The organism is Pseudarthrobacter sp. S9 (assembly GCF_050156545.1).
In the GTDB taxonomy this organism is placed as follows: Bacteria; Actinomycetota; Actinomycetes; order Actinomycetales; family Micrococcaceae; genus Arthrobacter.
Genome location: NZ_CP189576.1, coordinates 4,398,310 through 4,413,945 on the forward strand (window position 1 = coordinate 4,398,310; position 15,636 = coordinate 4,413,945).

Sequence of the window (15,636 nt, forward strand, 5' to 3'; positions counted from 1 at the left end):
ATAGAATACGACCCTCGCTTAGGAAGCGAAAGGTTCCCTGGCGTCCTGCCTAGAAGCCGGTGGGCTCCGTCTCGAACTCGGGCTCCCGGGGCGGCCCCTCATGGTGCACCGGCCGCAGGGATGCCGTGTGTTCCAGCCAGATCAGGGCGTCATAGCGTTCCCCCATCCGGGTCGGGACGTAGTTCCCGAGCTCCCTCTCCGGGTGGTACACCACCCCGATCGCCCGGTGGCCCAGCCAGGTCGAGAGCCACGGCCCGGACCTGTCGTCGCCGAATTCCAGGACCGCCGGGACGCCCAGGGCCTGGTGCAGGAAGTCCTCATGGCTGCCCGGACGCGCTTCCGGCACCGGGAGGATACGCTCCGGGCTGCCCCAGGCATCGGCGGCGAGGACCGAACCGCGGTGGGAAGCGAAGCCCACCAGCAACACGCCTTCGCCGGCATGCCGTTCGCGCAGCAGCTGCCCGACGTTGACCAGGCCGTCCTGCGCCATGTCGGTGGCCCGCGCATCCCCGACGTGCGTGTTGTGCTCCCAGATGAGGCCCTTCGACGATGGCCCCAGGTGCCGGCTGAGCCGGTCGATGGTGTCCGCCATATGGTGGTCGCGGACGTTCCAGGACTGCCGGTCGCCGCGGACCATGATGCGGTAGTAGTGCTCCGCGTTCGCGGCCACCTCGGCGTTCTGGACGGCGTCGAAGGCGTCCTCGTCTAGGGTTACCGGGCTGAAGACCCGGTTCCTGACCTCGGTCAGGAGGGCGACGACGTCGGCCTCGCAGGACTGCGGCACCAGCCGGGTGCTCCAGGCGTACTTGTGCGGATCCTCATGGTGTGGCACGAAACACTGCCAGGCGCGCATGGCCGCCGGGACGGCGTCGGGCACGTTCTCCTCAAGCCAGCCGATGATTTCCCGCAGCGAATCCCAGAGGGAGTAGACGTCCAGTCCGTAGAAGCCGACGCGCTTGTCCATCGGCCGTCCCAAATTCCAGGTACGCAGCCAGTCCAGGAACGCCGCCACTTCCTCATTGGCCCACATCCAGGTCGGCCAGCGTTCAAAGCCGGCAAGTAACGCGTGGACGCCCTGGTCCTGCCCGCTTTGGCCTCGGACCCAGCGGTTGATGCGCCAGCAGTCGGGCCAGTCCCCCTCCACCCCGATCCAGTTATAGCCCTCTTCCGCGATGAGCCGTCTGCTGAGCGTGTCCCGCCAGGTGTAGAACTCGTGCGTGCCGTGGGAAGCTTCGCCCATGGCCACGAAGCGGCAGTCGGAGGCACGCCGGACCAGCCCGTCGAGGTCCCGATCGGTCTTCAGCGGCCGGGCGAGGGCGTGGATCTCCTTGAGGACTGAGGTCTTGGTGACTGCGCCCGGATTCATCGTTGGTCCTCGATGGAGACGTCTTCAAGATATTCAGGCACCCTGGCCCGCCACCCCAGTTCGTGTTTGATCCGGACGCGCAGGGCCTCGCATGCTTCGGGCTCGCCGTGGGTGATGTAGGTCATGCGGGGCTCCTTTTCGGCGGCCTTCATCCACCCGATGAGGCCATCGGTGTCCGCGATGTACTCCCAAGCTTCCGCGCAGGCCCGGTCCGCACATAGGGCCGAAAGTCACGTCCCGTCGCGGCCGGCACCGCATTGTGCCGATCCATCGACGCGCGTAGTTTGGTTCAGAAATGAATGCCGGGAGGCGGACGTGACTTCGAATCAGAAAGCAAGGTCGGCCAGGGCCAACGCCGATCACCAGGCTCAGGCCTCCGAGGCCGCCGTTCGAAGCACGATGACCGAGGACCTGGTCGCCGCGCTGCTCGGACTGGGCATCGTGGTGGCGTTGTATAGCGACGGGCGCGCCCACGTGCTGAGACTTCCTGACTCCTTTTTCACTCCGTGGCACGCATTCCTATACGGCGGACTCGTGCTGCTCAGCGCGTGGCTCGCTGTGATCAGCCGGCGCGCCGCCGTCCGGCACCGGCTAGCCCGGATTGCGCACATCCCGGCCGGATACGGGTTCGCAGTGTTCGGCGCGGCAGCCTTCGCGGTTGGTGGTGCCGCCGACCTGGCCTGGCACGAGGTCTTCGGAATCGAGTCCGGCATCGACGCGCTGCTCAGCCCGACGCACCTGTGGCTCTTCGTCTCAGGTGTGCTCCTCGTGTCGGGGCCGGTTGAAGCGCAGCGTCGGCGCACCGGACGACCGACGGCCACTGCCAGGATCTTTGCCACCCTGGCGGTCACGTCGATCGCCGCCATCGCGGCTTTCGCTCTCAGCTTCTACTCCGGGTTCCTCACGGATCCGGAGCATTTCGCCGTCGGCGGTGCCGCACAGGTGGCCCGGGGCAGTCTCGTGGTCGTCGGACTGGGCGGCTACCTGATCACCACCGTGGTGCTCGTGACACCCGTGGTGTTCCTGCTCCGGTTTGGGCTGGCAATAGCCGGATCGGTGACATTCCTCGTGACGGTTGTCGCGGCGCTGGCTGAGGTCTTGGAGAACTTCCATGACCTCAGGGTCGTCCCGGCAGCGTTCGTTGCTGCGGTCTTCACGGACGCCGTTCTTGCCGGGCTTCGACTCCGTGGTGTGGGTCTTCGAGGGCAGGAACTCGTGCTGGCCGCGGCGCTACCCATGCTTGTCTGGCCGGCTCAACTCGTCGTCAAGAACCTGGGCCAGGGTGTGGCGTGGTCGGTTGAGTTGGTGAACGGCATCGTCATTCTCTCCGCGCTCGTTTCCTTCGCCGTCGTTCTCGCGCTTGGTCCGAACCCGAGGCGGGAAGGCACCGATACCCGCTGATGCGCCGCGATATCCGGGAGGCACTCGGGGCCGGCCGGTAGGATCTTCTCCTTCCGGCCGGCCACTGGTGCGGTCAATGCCCGGCGTCGTCGTGGCCCGAGTGATCCTCGGTCGGCTCCGGGGCCGGCTCCGGCTCCTGGGAGAGGTCCACGCCTTCCCCCGTTGCCGAGCGGGGCGTCAGGGCAACATTGCCCGGATCGACGCCGGCGCTGCGGGCCATGCCGTTCCGGACCGAGTCCACGAGCGCGTCACTGAGCAACGGGCCCGTGTAGCTGACCGTCAGGGCGCCGCCGTCCAGTGACGTGGCGTAGTTACCGAGCGCGTCCGAGAGAATGCCTTCAGCGGCGATGGACTCTGCCAGCGCTGCCGGGTCCGGGGAGGCGACAGTGAATTGCAGATCGTGGACCAGCACTGACGCAACATGGACATGCTCCACCGCGGCGTAGGATCCCTCGGGACCGAAGGCGAGCCCGGCCAGCTGGTCGGCGTCCTCGCGGGTCCGTTCGGGCGGTAGCGCCGCGATCAGTTCCGGAACGATGTGCTCGAGGATCGCGGGGTCGAGCACGTCCGGCGAAATGTTTGACAGGACCACGCCGCTCGCGGCCGCGGCCTGCTCGAGCCGTGTGCGCACGGCCGCCAGATCTGCCTCCGGGGCGGGGTGGACGGCGATCACCACACGACGTCGCACCATCAGCCCGTCATGGCTGACCGTCGGCCGCCCGTTGCCGACGTCGGTACCCGTCTCAAGGGAGACGGCCGCGGCGCTCGCCGACGCTCCGGCGGGCGCACCGGCAGGAACTCCCGCCGGATCCGGTGTACCGCCCGTGCAGGCGCTCAGCGCCAGCACGAGCAGGGCAGCCGCGGTCATCTGCCTGATGTGTCCCATCTCAGGTCCCGGGCGGAAGACCGGGCCGGTAGACCGGCGGGAACGAGCCCTCGGGGGTGGTGTCCAGGACCGGCGGATCGGAGCTGATCGGATCGTTGTTCCGCAAGTCGCCCACGGAGAACTGCACCATCATGTCGTGGTCCTCGTGCACCAGGTTGTGGCAGTGGATCATGTACCGCCCGCCCTGCTCCGGCCCCGTGTCGAATTGCGTGAGGGCGGTGATGGACTCGTTCTCGCCCGCGTAGAACACATCCTTGGGGCCGGTTTCCCACGCGAACGGTTTGCCGCCGTTCGTGTTCCTCGAGATGATCTTGGCGTCGATCAAGTGGATGTGAAGCGGATGGAACCAGCCGCCGGATGCATTCGTGATGGTCCATTGCTCGATGTCGAAGGGCTTGGGGTTGCCGAAGAGCTTCGTGAACCCTGACTTCTCCACGTCCGCCCAGGTGACGCCGTTGACGGTCCACTGTCCATTCGCCCGGAACAGCTTGAGGTCGCGTTTTGCCACGGCCATGTCCGGCGTCAGGCTCATGGTAGCGATGCCGCCCCTGGTCGGATTCAGTGCACCCCCGTCGTCCAGCGTCGCGGGGATGCTGGAGATGGAACCGGCTCCTGAGCCGGAGTCGGCCACGACCTCGAACCGCATGATCTTTCCCGTATTGGCGAAGTCGATGTTGTTCTTGTTGCTCAGGTTCCGCAGCTCGATCATCTGCCCCGCCCGGTAATGCCGGAAGTCAATCAGGACCTCGTAGCGCTCCGCCGTCCCCTGCCGCCACGATTTCACCGCCTGGACCTTCGGCACCATGCCGGCGTCGGTGCCGACCACGTAGACCGGATCTCCGGTCGACAGCGTCGGGCGGTAGGAGCGTGAAATGGAGGCGTCGAGCACCCGGAACCGGTAGATCCGGGGCTTGACCTTCATGGTCGGCCAGGGCACGCCGTTGACCATGATGATGTCGCCCCACAGTCCCTTCTGGTCGTTGTCGTTGTAGGCCAAGGATCCGTCCGCGTTGAACATGGCGTCCGAAATCATCAGGGGAACGTCGAACTCGCCCTGCGGCAGCTGCGCCCGCTCGAAGCGGTCGGACAGCGGGTAGAACCCGGCGAGGCCCGAGTACACGTTCTGGGCCGTGATGTGGTGCTTGTGATCGTGGTACCAGAGGGTCCGCGCCGTCTGCCAGTTGGGGTAGTGGTAGTTCTTGACATTTCCCGGCACGGTGATGTCGTTGGCGTAGCCGTCGTACTGAGGGAGCGATGCCGAGCCGTGCAGGTGCGTGACGGTGTTGATGGCCCCGGGAAACAGCAGGCCGGTCCCGGGGAAGGCGTTACGGATCCGGACTTCGACCCGGGTGCCCTGCGCGGCCCGGATGGTGGGGCCGGGGAAAATGCCGTTGTACCCTGCCACCGTGGTGGACAGGCCGGGCACAAACTGCGCCTGGCCGAGCTTTTGGGTAAGGGCGTAGCGCGCGAAGGGCAGCGCCGGGTCGCCGTTGTCGAAGCCCGTCTCGAAGGGCACGAGCTCCGGCGGGCGGCGGAACACCCCTGCGTACGGGATGGGCATGTTCTGGGGCGCCAGCAGGCTGGCAGTCACGGGGGGTGTTGCCGCGGTCGTGGCCGGGGGGATTGTGTCATCGCCTCCCCTGAGCCCGGCCAGGCCGAGGGCGCTAACGGCACCTAGTTTCAACATGTCTCGTCGTGTGGTCATGGCCCCTCCAAAGTGGGCTATCAGGCTGAATACTGTGTCCAAAGAGTCGTTCTTCGAACAAGTGAGGAAGCCGGCTGGCGGGCCGTTGCGGACCCGCCAGCCGGCGATCTCGTACTACTTACTACAGTGCTGTTCCCGTGGTGAACGTCCAGATACGGGTGGTCACCGGGTTGCCGGCCAGGTCCCGAACTCCAGTGGTGCTACCGGTGATGGTGACCCGGTACTGGGTGTTCGAGAGAAGGGTCGCGCTGGGGTTGATCGTCAGCACCCTGGTGATGGGGTTGAACGAGACCACTGCGCCGAGCTGGCCCCCGTTGGAAACCCTGTTAATGCGGACGCTGCCAGCAACATTGAAGCCGGTGATGACCTCACTGAAGGTGGCTGTCACATTGTTGTTCCGCCGTACCGCGGTGGCTCCCGGGACGGGGGTCGTAGCGGTGATGGTGGGCGCGGGGCCTGTGGTGAACGACCACGAGGTGGTCGTCATCGTGTTGCCCGCAGCGTCACGGACACCCGAGAGGGTCACCGTGAACACCCGGTCGGCCGTCAGGTTCCCGTTCGGGTTCAGCGTCGCAACCCGGGTGAGCGGGTTGTAGGACACTGAGGCGGGGATCAGCGTGGTGCCGAGCCGGAGTCGGAAGTTGGTTCCTGTGACTCCCGTCACCGCTTCGCTGAGTGTTGCCGTCAGGTCCGCGGACTGGCTTACCGAGCGGGCACCCGATGCGGGGGTCCTCGCCGTCACGGTGGGAGCCACAAAATCAGTTCCCAGAGTCACTGGTGCCGAAGCAGCTGAGGCAGCTCCCGTTCCCACTGCGTTGACCGCGGCCACGTCGAACGTGTACGTGGTCCCGTTGGTGAGTCCGGTGACGACGACGGTTCCCACGTTCCCTGTGACCGCCTGGGTTACAGCCAGCGTCGTTCCGGAGAACGCCCGCACGGTGTACCCCGTGATCGCCGATCCGCCGTCAGAGGCGGGGGCTGTCCAGATCAGGGATGCCGAGGCATTCCCCGGCGTTACAGACCCGAGGGCCGGGGCTCCGGGTACTGCCGCTGACGGAGTCACCGGGTTGGATGCCGCGGACAGAGGGCCGGGACCGTTCGCGTTCACGGCGCGCACCTGGAGGGTGAACGTCGTCCCGTTGGTCAGGCCGGTAACGGTGCCGCTGGTTGCGGTCGCCGGGATTCCGGTCACTGTGATGGCAGGGCCCGTGGCCGGGGTCGCGACGATCTCGAAGCTCGTGATGGCCGGGCTCCCGTTGGGTGCAGGGGCCGTGAAGCTCACGGTCGCCGAACCTGTCGTGGCAGTCGCTGCGCCGATCGCCGGTGCCGCCGGTGCCGACGGAGGTGTCACCGCGGCCGCGACGGACACTGTCTGGTCGGAGAACTGGAGCATCTCGATGTTGCGCAGGGTGTCCACTCCGTCACTGATCTTCTGGCCCGCTACATTGGCGCCGGTCTGGGTGACCTTCACCGAGGCCAGAGTGGTTCCCGCGGCGGGGACGGACTCAAACGTGTAGTTCGACAGCGGGCCGGAGAAGACCGCGGTGTCGACGGACGCCGTGTCTGTCCCGGCAGCCGGGCTCAGAATCTCGCGGACAGAGACCAGGTTGCCGGGGTCGACCTGTCCCGCGAACACAGCGGCCTGCAGCGTCGGGCCGGTGAGGGCGCCCGATGCGTCATGCAGGTACTGGTGCTCCATGAGATCGGTGCTTCCAACCTCAGTTGCCGGGTCGGCCGGATTGGTGCGAACACTGATCCGGACAGCCAGGGACCTGTCCCCGTCGATGATGTCGTCGCCGCCTCGACCTACGATCGAGTCGTTTCCGGCACCGCCTAGGAGGATATTGCCTTCCCCCCAGATCGGGCCGGTGAGCGGGCAAGACTTGTTCGCCGAGGCCGCGACCACCGCAGCCAGGTCGCCGGACAGCGGGGGCAGCAGGGCTCCCAGTCCGTTGATCCGGTCGACGCCAGTCTGATCGAGGACGTCGCAGCCGGTGAAGCCGGCACCACCGACGGCACTCGGCACAGCGTCGTCGCCACGGATGATGTCGTTGAACGCAGATCCCGAGTTGGCTTCGGTCTCCTGCCAGCGGTCGCGGTTCACGACTACCGGCAGAGGCAGCCCGATCAGGTTGTTGTTGATCATCATGTCATCGTCGGCTCCGACAGTGTCGTACTGGTGGATTGCCCAGTCGAACCCGGCTGCACCGGCGAACCGGTCGATCGCGGCGTTGGCCGCCATGATGTCGTCGCCACCCTCGGCGTCGTAGTCGTTCTCGCCGACCTGGCCGATCATGATGTCGTTGCCCGGTTGGACCTGGGCAGGATCATCGAAGAACGGGGCACCATGGTCACCGATCAAGAGGTCCTGGCCGGAACCACCCTCTATCCAGTCGTCGCCTCCGTCGCCGAATACGGCGTCCGCGCCTTGACCGGCGATGACGAAGTCATTGCCGGGACCGGCGAAGGCCTCATTGTCATTGGCTCCGCCGTTGATGAAGTCCTGGCCATCGCCACCCATAAAGATGTCGTTGCCGATACCTCCGTCGAGGGCATCGTTGCCGGGGCCGCCTTTCAACACATCCGCGCCGGAAAGGTCGGTGATGATGTCGTTGCCGTCGCCGCCGAGAATGACGTCGTCGCCGCCGTTGCCTTCGATGACGTCATTGCTTGCGCCGCCCCAGAAGGTGTCGTTGTCGTTGCCGCCAAAGATGCGGTCGACGCCGGGCGTGCCGTTGTAGACGGACTGCCCGTTGATCCCCACGGGATCGACGCTGTTGACCTGTCGGTACTGGATGGTCCCGTCAGGCTTGCGCAGCAGCAGCTTGGACTCGTCGCAGCCGGGCGTCGTCAAATCGTCGGCGACCGTGGACCCGAAGGCGGTGAAGCCGGCGGGCGTTCCATTGAGGTTCGAGAGCTCGAACTTGCAGTCGGCCGTAGCGAACGCGTCGGCCTTCAGCGTGTTCGTGCCGTCCGTGTTGCGCTGGATCAGCTCGGCGAACGAGTTGCCCTCGAGCTGGCTGCGCAGGTTCATGCCGGGGGTACGGGCCAGGTAGTACAGCCGGTCCCCGTTCTGCAGGTCGGTCAGCTGGTTCTCGAAGACGTAGTTGAAGGTGCTGCCCAGCAGGCCGCCGAACAGGTTCGTAATCTCAGCGAGCCCGCCGACCCAGAGGTCGACGTCGTCGACGCCGGTGACGGTCACGCCGTCGGCCGTGTTCGCATATGCTCCGGTGCCGAACATGAACTCCGCCGCGTCGGCCGGGATGGTCGTGGGGTCGGTTGCCGGTGCCGAGGTCGGGTCCACGATGGCCTTGGCCGCTGCCCGCTTGCCGGCCAGGGTCGTCTGGCTGGTGATAGACGGGTGCTTTCCGTACGCCGCGACGAAGTTGATCAGCGACTCAGGGTGCTTGAGGTGCTGACCGAAGTCCGACCAGCTTGTGTAGGGTGCGAGCTGACCATCGTTGGTTGCGCCGAAGATCTGCCTGCGGACGTTGTTCAACGGCGGGACGCCCGCGTCACGGGCCCGCGTCATGTTGAGCGTGGGCAGGTCCAGGGGCAGCCCCAAGAGGTTGTTGCGCAGCGTTTCGGTGACGAACTCGTCGAGCTCGTTACCCACCTGGTCCGAGGAGCCCATGACGACGCTGCCGGCGGCCTGTTCAGGGGTGAGCTGGCCGGCGGAACCGCCGTTGAAATACTCCGGGGGGTTCAGGAACGCCGTGAGCAGCGGGACCGAGTTGTCCGACCCGTTCAAGTTGGTGCGGGCGACCGTGTCGTCCAGCATCGAGTGCCCGAAGCGGTACACCGCGTGGGCGAATTCGGCGTGGATCGCCGGGTTGATGTCGGAGTGGTAGACGTGGAACGGCTGGATTGCGGGCTGGACCTTGCGGCCGAACTCCTCGAACACCAGGTGCTGGTACTCCATCTCGGTCACGAAGCGGGCGGCCTGGAACAGGCGCTCCCCGTTCCAGCCGTTGGCACCGGACACCGACTGCCAGTCGGCCAGGGCAGCGACTCCCGCCGAGGAGGTGTCGTTGGTCAGCGTGTTCTTGATGTCATCGATCAGGCGGTCGTGCTCGGAGTGGAAGACCTGATGGATCGTGGTCAGGGCGATGTTCTCGTTGACCCGGCCGTCACCAGCGCAGAAGTGCGCGTTCAGCATCTCGTCGTCGTACGTACCGGCCGGCTGGTTGGCAAAATCTGCCGAGGCGACATTGTCAGCGTCCGGAACCGGTGCCACTGGCGGCGTGGCCGGGTTGTGGTCCGTGTCCTGCGGCGACGGGTCCGCGTTGTGCGCGATGTCGGTCAGGAACGGCGTGTCGAAGTGAAGCACATCCGCCGGAACAAGCACAGGGTTGGCGGTGTCGCCCTCGACCATGCCGGACGCCGTCACGTACTGCGGGAGACCGCGGAGCGGACCCGGCAGGAACTTACCGTACGGGTCGGTGGCCAGCATCGGGATGTTGGTCACGTCCGTGTCGACGAGCTGGAGTCCGAGCAGCGTAGCGGCCTGGGCCTTGACCGAAGCCCAGGTGGCCATGCCGGTGGCCTTGGGGCCGGGGGTTCCGTCAAGGTTTTTCGGACCGCCCAGGAGCTTGCCTGTCGAGACCGGCTTGCCGGCGGGGTTGTTCACGTACTCGCGCAGGAACACCTGGTGCGATGCGTGCGAGGTGTACGTCTGGCTCTGGTCCACCCAGGGCGAGTCCGTGTTGTTGGCGTTCTGGATGTCGTCGGCGCTCTCGTCGACGGGGGTTGCGGGGTTGTCACCCAGGATGCCGTCAGGACCGGGCTGGTTCTGCGCCCGGGTCAGCACCATGAACTGCAGGTTCGGCGGCAGGTCGTCGGCGTTGCCGAGGATGTGGTCCGGTCCGGCGATCAGCGGATCGTCAGCGTGGAGCGGCACAAAGACTGTACCGCCGCTCTTGACGGTCTGGTCGACACCGTGGTCGAAGAACTGGCCGAAGAAGGTGAACAGGGAGTTGTAGGGTGGCGAGAGACCCACATCCGTGGTGACGTTCGGGATGAACAGGGTCTGGTGCGACGGCACGCAGCCGGCGGGAACTCCGTCAACTGCCGGAGGCCCCGGATTCGGGTCCGTGGTGCACGGGAAAAGGCCGGGGTTGCCCTGCGTTCTCACAGGGAACGCAGCCGCTGCCACGGCAGCCGGGTTGGTGGACGTCTGGTCGACAATCAGGTTGCTGATCTCGCGCGGCTGCGAGTCGAAGACATTGCCCTTCTTCTGGGCATAGGACGTCGGGCCGGGCGGGCCGAAGCCAGGCGGTGTGTCCTCCGCGGCCTTAAAGACGGGATTGGTGAAGCGCGGGAAGGGCTGGTCTGCCGCACCGAACTTCTCCCGACCCGGGATCAGGTTGTTGCACGAGCCGTCCACCGTCCGCAGACCGTAGGAGGTGAGGGCATCGGGGATCTGGTCGGGACCGGGGCCGACCAGGGTGGAGCACGGTTGAGCGGGAGTCAGCGTTGCGGCGTGGTGCTCAGCGATTTTGATCTGCTTGAGGATGAACGCCAGATCGGATGGGGTGACGGTGAAGCCCTGGCCGACGGGGGCCACGACGGCGTTGGCGCTGACCACCGATGTGGTGAGTCCAAGGAAACTGAGCAGAGCCATTGCTGTCCCTGCGGCGACTACTAAGCGCAATACCGTTCAGTTAAGGGTTTCTGCGGTATTCTCGGGGTATGCCTCGTTCTGGATGGAAAAAGCCCGTGTCCGGCCGCCGGTTGTCTGATCTGGTGTCGGTGGGCCTGTTGACGCGGGTGTTTCCTGCCGATGTGGTGGATGAGGTGGTCGCGGCGGCCGGGCGCACGGAGCGGCGGCACCGGGCGTTGCCGGCGCGGGTGACGGCGTATTTCTCGATCGGGATGGCGTTATACGCCGAGGGGTCGTACGAGGACGTGTTCGCGCAGCTCACGGACGGGCTGTCGTGGTCCTCGGGATGGGCGGAGTCGTTCGTGCCGCCGTCGAAGTCGGCGATCTTCCAGGCACGCTCACGTCTCGGGGCGGAACCGGTGCGGGGGCTGTTCTTCCGGGTGGCGCGTCCCTTGGCCGGGCCGGGCACGCCGGGGTCCTGGCTGGCAGGGCGGCGGCTGGTCGCGATCGACGGGACCTGCCTGGACGTGCCCGACACGCCGGCGAACGCGGAGCACTTCAGCCGTCCGGCCTCGACCGGGGCGAGCAGTCCGCTTTCCCCCAGGCCCGGCTGGTGGCACTGGCCGAGTGCGGCACCCACGCGGTCATCGATGCCGAAACCGGGCCCTGCGCTGTCTCCGGGATCGAGCTGGCCCGGGAACTCGCGGGGCGGCTGAAACCGGGCATGCTGGTCCTGGCCGACCGCGGCTTCTACGGCTTCCGGCTCTGGGGCCAGGCCGCCGGCACGGGCGCGGACCTGCTCTGGCGCGTGAAGACGAACCTGCGGCCCCGGTATCTGGAAACCCTGTCCGACGGGTCCTGGCTGGCCACGATCAGACCGACCTCCGGCACGGACCGGGCGAAGACCGAGCCGCTGAGCGTGCGCGTGATCGACTACACGATCGGCGACGGGCGGGAAAACCCCGAGGAATACCGGCTGCTGACCACGATCCTGGACCCGGCCGAAGCGGGCGCGGCAGATCTCGCGGCCGCCTACGCCCAGCGCTGGGAGATCGAGAGCGTTTTCGACGAGCTCAAGACCCACCAGCGCGGACCGCGGGCCGTGCTGCGCTCCAAGTCCCCGGACCTGGTCAACCAGGAAATCTGGGGGCACCTGTGCTGCCACTACGCCATCCGCACGCTCATGGCAGACACCGCCGCCCGCGGCGGGCACGACCCCGACCGCATCTCCTTCACCGCCGCCCTGCGCATCGCCCGCCGCTCCACAGCGCAGGGCGCCTTTTCCCCCTCGGGACCCTGACACCGCCGCCGCGGCCTGGCAGCATGCCGTCCGCCTACTCCTCCGGCGCCTGAACCCGGCCCGCCGGAAACGCTCCAACCCCCGCGTCGTCAAACGCAAAGTCCTCAAATGGGCAGCCAAACGCGCCCGTCACAGCGAATGGCCGCAACCGGAGCACAGCCCACACATCCGGATCCAGACTCTTAACTGAACGGTATTGAGGCTAAGCGGGTCGGTTTGCCAAAGACACGACTTGGCCCTCGACCTTCGTGCATGCGAACACATTCATTACGCACCTGCCTCTTGAAGTGAATGATGGTGAAGGAGTGCAGGGTGGTTCTTAGGGAAATCTTGGACGGGTCCTGGGCTTTCTCTCCGGACCGCGCGCCGAAGCCAGTGCGCAGTGCGCGCACGGCTGCTTACCCAAGGGGGTTTACCAAAGGAAAATCCGGGCGGGGAGGCCATGCCGTGGCTGCACCCAGGGGGCCGGAAGCGCGGGCTGTCTCAGCACCGCCGCCGGGCCGCGCCGGATCGGAAAACCGCATGGGTAAGGCCGGTCCGGCTGAAGGAGGACCCCTGTGCCCCTTCAGCTGTTCCGGCTGATCCGCAATGGCAGGGGTCCCTTTCCACTGGCCCCTGCTGCTGCCCCTTTTCGGTCGGTCCTTTTTGCACCCGGTTTCTTGCACCCGGCCACGCCATCGTTCGCCCGGGCCGGGTAAGCCGTATCCTACGGAACGGGACCGCTGCCGTCGAGGGTGCGGCCCGGCGTCGTCCTACGCCGCAACGGGTTCCAGGCGAGAAAAATCCGGCGCCGCCGGACGGATCGCTTGCGGGGCTCCGGGCAAACCTGATACGCCTGTGATAGATCTGTGATCGGCGTGAAGGTATCGTGCGTAGTGGCAGATCAGCGCGCCACCCCAACCCGGTGGTGTTTGCAGAAGGGAAGTTCACCGTGACCCGCAAGAATCCTCGCATCGAGGAAACTGACGAAAAAGACCTCGTGGTCGGAGACGGGCCGAAGAGCTGGGCGGCCGGCATTCCGGGTGTCTACCATTCGATGCAGCCGGCCATCGAGCAGATGGGCCTGAACCGCACCCGCAAGACCGTGATGGCAATGAACCAGAAGGACGGGTTCGACTGCCCCAGCTGCGCGTGGCCGGACCCGCACCACCGCAAGGCATTCGAGTTCTGCGAGAACGGCGCCAAGGCCGTCACCTGGGAAGCGACGCCGGTCGTGATTCCCTCCGGATTCTGGGCGGAGCATTCGGTCAGCGAGCTGCGCAGCCGCTCGGAATACTGGCTGGGCATGCAAGGCCGGCTCACGGAGCCTGTGCACAAGCCCGCCGGCGAGGACCACTATAAGCCGGTCAGCTGGGACGAGGCGATCAGGATCGTCGGCAGCAAGCTCAAGAGCGTGGACTCCCCCGACGAAGCCGCCTTCTATACGAGCGGCCGGACCTCGAATGAGGCGGCCTTCCTGTACCAGCTGTTCGTCCGCGGCTACGGCACCAACAACCTGCCCGACTGCTCCAATATGTGCCACGAATCCTCGGGCTGGGCAATGGGCCAGACCATCGGCATCGGGAAGGCCACCGTCACCTTCGACGACTACGCCAACGCGGACCTGATCATCATCATGGGCCAGAACCCGGGTACCAACCACCCGCGCATGCTCACCGAGCTGGAGGCCTGCAAGGAAAACGGCGGTGAGATCGTTGCCGTCAATCCCCTGCCCGAGGCCGGGCTGCGCCGGTACAAGAACCCGCAGAAGGTCAAGGGGATCATCGGCCGGGGCACGGAGATCGCGGACCAGTTCCTGCACATCCGGATCGGCGGCGACATGGCGTTGCTGCAGGCCGTCTCCAAGCGCGTGCTCGACGCCGAGGCCAGGAACCCGGGAACCGTCCTGGACCACGACTTCCTGGCCGAACACTGCGAGGGCCTCGAAGAGCTCAAGAAGCACCTGAACGAACTGGACGAGCAGGCGGTCCTTGAGGCAACGGGCCTGCGCGTCGAGGAAATCGATGAGCTCGCCGCCCGCTACCTCAAGGCGGAAAAAGTCATCATCACCTGGGCCATGGGCATCACGCAGCAGAAGAAGGGCGTGGCCACCATCAAGGAGATCATCAACCTGCTCCTGCTGCGCGGCAACATCGGCAAACCAGGAGCCGGCGCCTCCCCCATCCGCGGGCACAGCAATGTCCAGGGCGACCGCACGATGGGCATCTGGGAGCAGATGCCGCAGTCCTTCATGGAGGCCCTCGGCAAGGAGTTCGATTTCGAGCCGCCCCGCGAACACGGCGTGGACGCCGTCGAGACGATCAACAAAATGCGCGACGGCGAAATCAAAGCCTTCGTGGCCCTCGGCGGCAACCTGGTTGCCGCCATCTCCGACACCCACGCCGCCGAGGCCGCCATGGAGAACACCGAGATGACGGTCCAGATCTCCACGAAGCTGAACAGGTCCCACACGGTGACCGGCCAGGAAGCGCTGATCCTGCCGACAATGGGCCGCACCGAGATCGACGTCCAGGAGTCCGGACCCCAGTTCGTGTCAGTTGAGGACACCGTATGCGCGGTCCACCCGTCCTGGGGCAGCGTAGAACCCGTCTCGCACCACCTCCTCTCGGAGCCGGCCATCGTGAGCCGGCTCGGCAAGGAAGTCGTGGGGAACAAGATCAAGGCCGACTGGGACGGCTTCGAGAAGAACTACGACCTCATCCGGGATCACATTTCACGGGTCGTGGGCGGCTGCGAAAACTACAACGAGAGGATCCGCCAGGAAGGCGGCTTCATCCTGGCCAACGGTCCCCGCGACTCCCGCACGTTCCCGACGCCGACCGGCAAGGCCGTGCTCACCGTCAACGAGCTGGAACACGTGGAGCGCCCCGCTGGCACCCTGATCCTGCAGAGCATGCGCTCCCACGACCAGTTCAACACGACGATTTACGCGCACAACGACCGCTACCGAGGCATCAAGAATGGACGCCACGTAGTGTTCGTCAACCCGGACGACATCGCCGAACTGGGCCTTGCCGACGGGCAGTACGTGGACATCCGCGGCGAGTACCAGGACGGCCTGGAGCGGGTCGTCCGCAAGTTCCGGGTGGTCTCCTACCCCACCGCCCGGGGCTGCGCGGCAGCCTACTATCCGGAGGCCAACGTGCTGGTGCCGCTGAACCACACGGCCGAAGGCAGCAACACCCCGGTCTCCAAAGCCGTAATTGTCCGTCTCGAACCGAGCCTGGACCAGACACCGGACGGTTCGTCGACCGTAACCACAGGGGTAGCGGCTCCGGCGCCGTCCTGACGCTCCGCGGGACATGTCCAGTCCTGGCCGCGGGCACTGGACATAATGCGAACATGTCCATCCCCGGGTCCGAGGGGAGGGCATGTC

The 15,636-nt window shown here is 66.3% G+C and carries 7 protein-coding genes and 1 pseudogene; 3 read left to right on the forward strand and 5 right to left on the reverse strand.

Annotated features, from left to right (window positions below; translation table 11 throughout):
* Nucleotides 1-49 precede the first annotated feature (49 nt).
* Nucleotides 50-1,366 (reverse strand): erythromycin esterase family protein, encoded by a 1,317-nt coding sequence (locus ACQCSY_RS21165; protein ID WP_427131912.1) that lies wholly within the window; start codon nt 1,364-1,366, stop codon nt 50-52.
* Nucleotides 1,363-1,548, reverse strand: coding sequence for an MBL fold metallo-hydrolase RNA specificity domain-containing protein (locus ACQCSY_RS21170; protein WP_427135981.1), 186 nt, complete (start codon nt 1,546-1,548; stop codon nt 1,363-1,365). The genes ACQCSY_RS21165 and ACQCSY_RS21170 overlap by 4 nt, the downstream gene beginning before the upstream one ends.
* A 133-nt stretch (nt 1,549-1,681) precedes the next feature.
* On the opposite strand from ACQCSY_RS21170, the gene ACQCSY_RS21175 reads away from it, so the two are divergent.
* Nucleotides 1,682-2,767: a hypothetical protein gene (locus ACQCSY_RS21175; RefSeq protein WP_427131913.1), complete on the forward strand. Its 1,086-nt coding sequence runs from the start codon at nt 1,682-1,684 to the stop codon at nt 2,765-2,767.
* 73 nt (nt 2,768-2,840) lie between these two features.
* On the opposite strand, the gene ACQCSY_RS21180 is transcribed toward ACQCSY_RS21175, so the two are convergent.
* From ACQCSY_RS21180 to ACQCSY_RS21190, 3 genes are all read right to left on the reverse strand, one after another.
* A complete protein-coding gene (locus ACQCSY_RS21180; protein WP_427131915.1) occupies nt 2,841-3,653 on the reverse strand; it encodes a hypothetical protein in 813 nt (270 codons plus the stop codon).
* Between the two features lies 1 nt (nt 3,654).
* Complete coding sequence (locus tag ACQCSY_RS21185; protein ID WP_427131919.1) at nt 3,655-5,358, reverse strand: multicopper oxidase family protein; 1,704 nt, start codon at nt 5,356-5,358, stop codon at nt 3,655-3,657.
* 121 nt (nt 5,359-5,479) lie between these two features.
* On the reverse strand, nt 5,480-10,981 hold the full coding sequence (locus ACQCSY_RS21190) for a peroxidase family protein (protein ID WP_427131920.1): 5,502 nt from the start codon (nt 10,979-10,981) through the stop codon (nt 5,480-5,482).
* Between the two features lie 68 nt (nt 10,982-11,049).
* On the opposite strand from ACQCSY_RS21190, the pseudogene ACQCSY_RS21195 reads away from it, so the two are divergent.
* Together ACQCSY_RS21195 and ACQCSY_RS21200 are read left to right on the forward strand one after the other, a co-directional pair.
* Nucleotides 11,050-12,260, forward strand: a pseudogene (locus ACQCSY_RS21195) (IS4 family transposase).
* 931 nt (nt 12,261-13,191) lie between these two features.
* Complete coding sequence (locus ACQCSY_RS21200) at nt 13,192-15,549, forward strand: FdhF/YdeP family oxidoreductase (RefSeq protein WP_427131922.1); 2,358 nt, start codon at nt 13,192-13,194, stop codon at nt 15,547-15,549.
* Nucleotides 15,550-15,636 lie beyond the last annotated feature (87 nt).

What these genes read in the sequence shown, in the direction of transcription:
- ACQCSY_RS21180 (WP_427131915.1), bottom strand. Translation starts at nt 3,653, where the DNA reads ATGGGACACATCAGGCAGATGACCGCGGCTGCCCTGCTCGTGCTGGCG.
- ACQCSY_RS21190 (WP_427131920.1), bottom strand. Translation starts at nt 10,981, where the DNA reads ATGGCTCTGCTCAGTTTCCTTGGACTCACCACATCGGTGGTCAGCGCC.
- ACQCSY_RS21185 (WP_427131919.1), bottom strand. Translation starts at nt 5,358, where the DNA reads ATGACCACACGACGAGACATGTTGAAACTAGGTGCCGTTAGCGCCCTC.
- ACQCSY_RS21165 (WP_427131912.1), bottom strand. Translation starts at nt 1,366, where the DNA reads ATGAATCCGGGCGCAGTCACCAAGACCTCAGTCCTCAAGGAGATCCAC.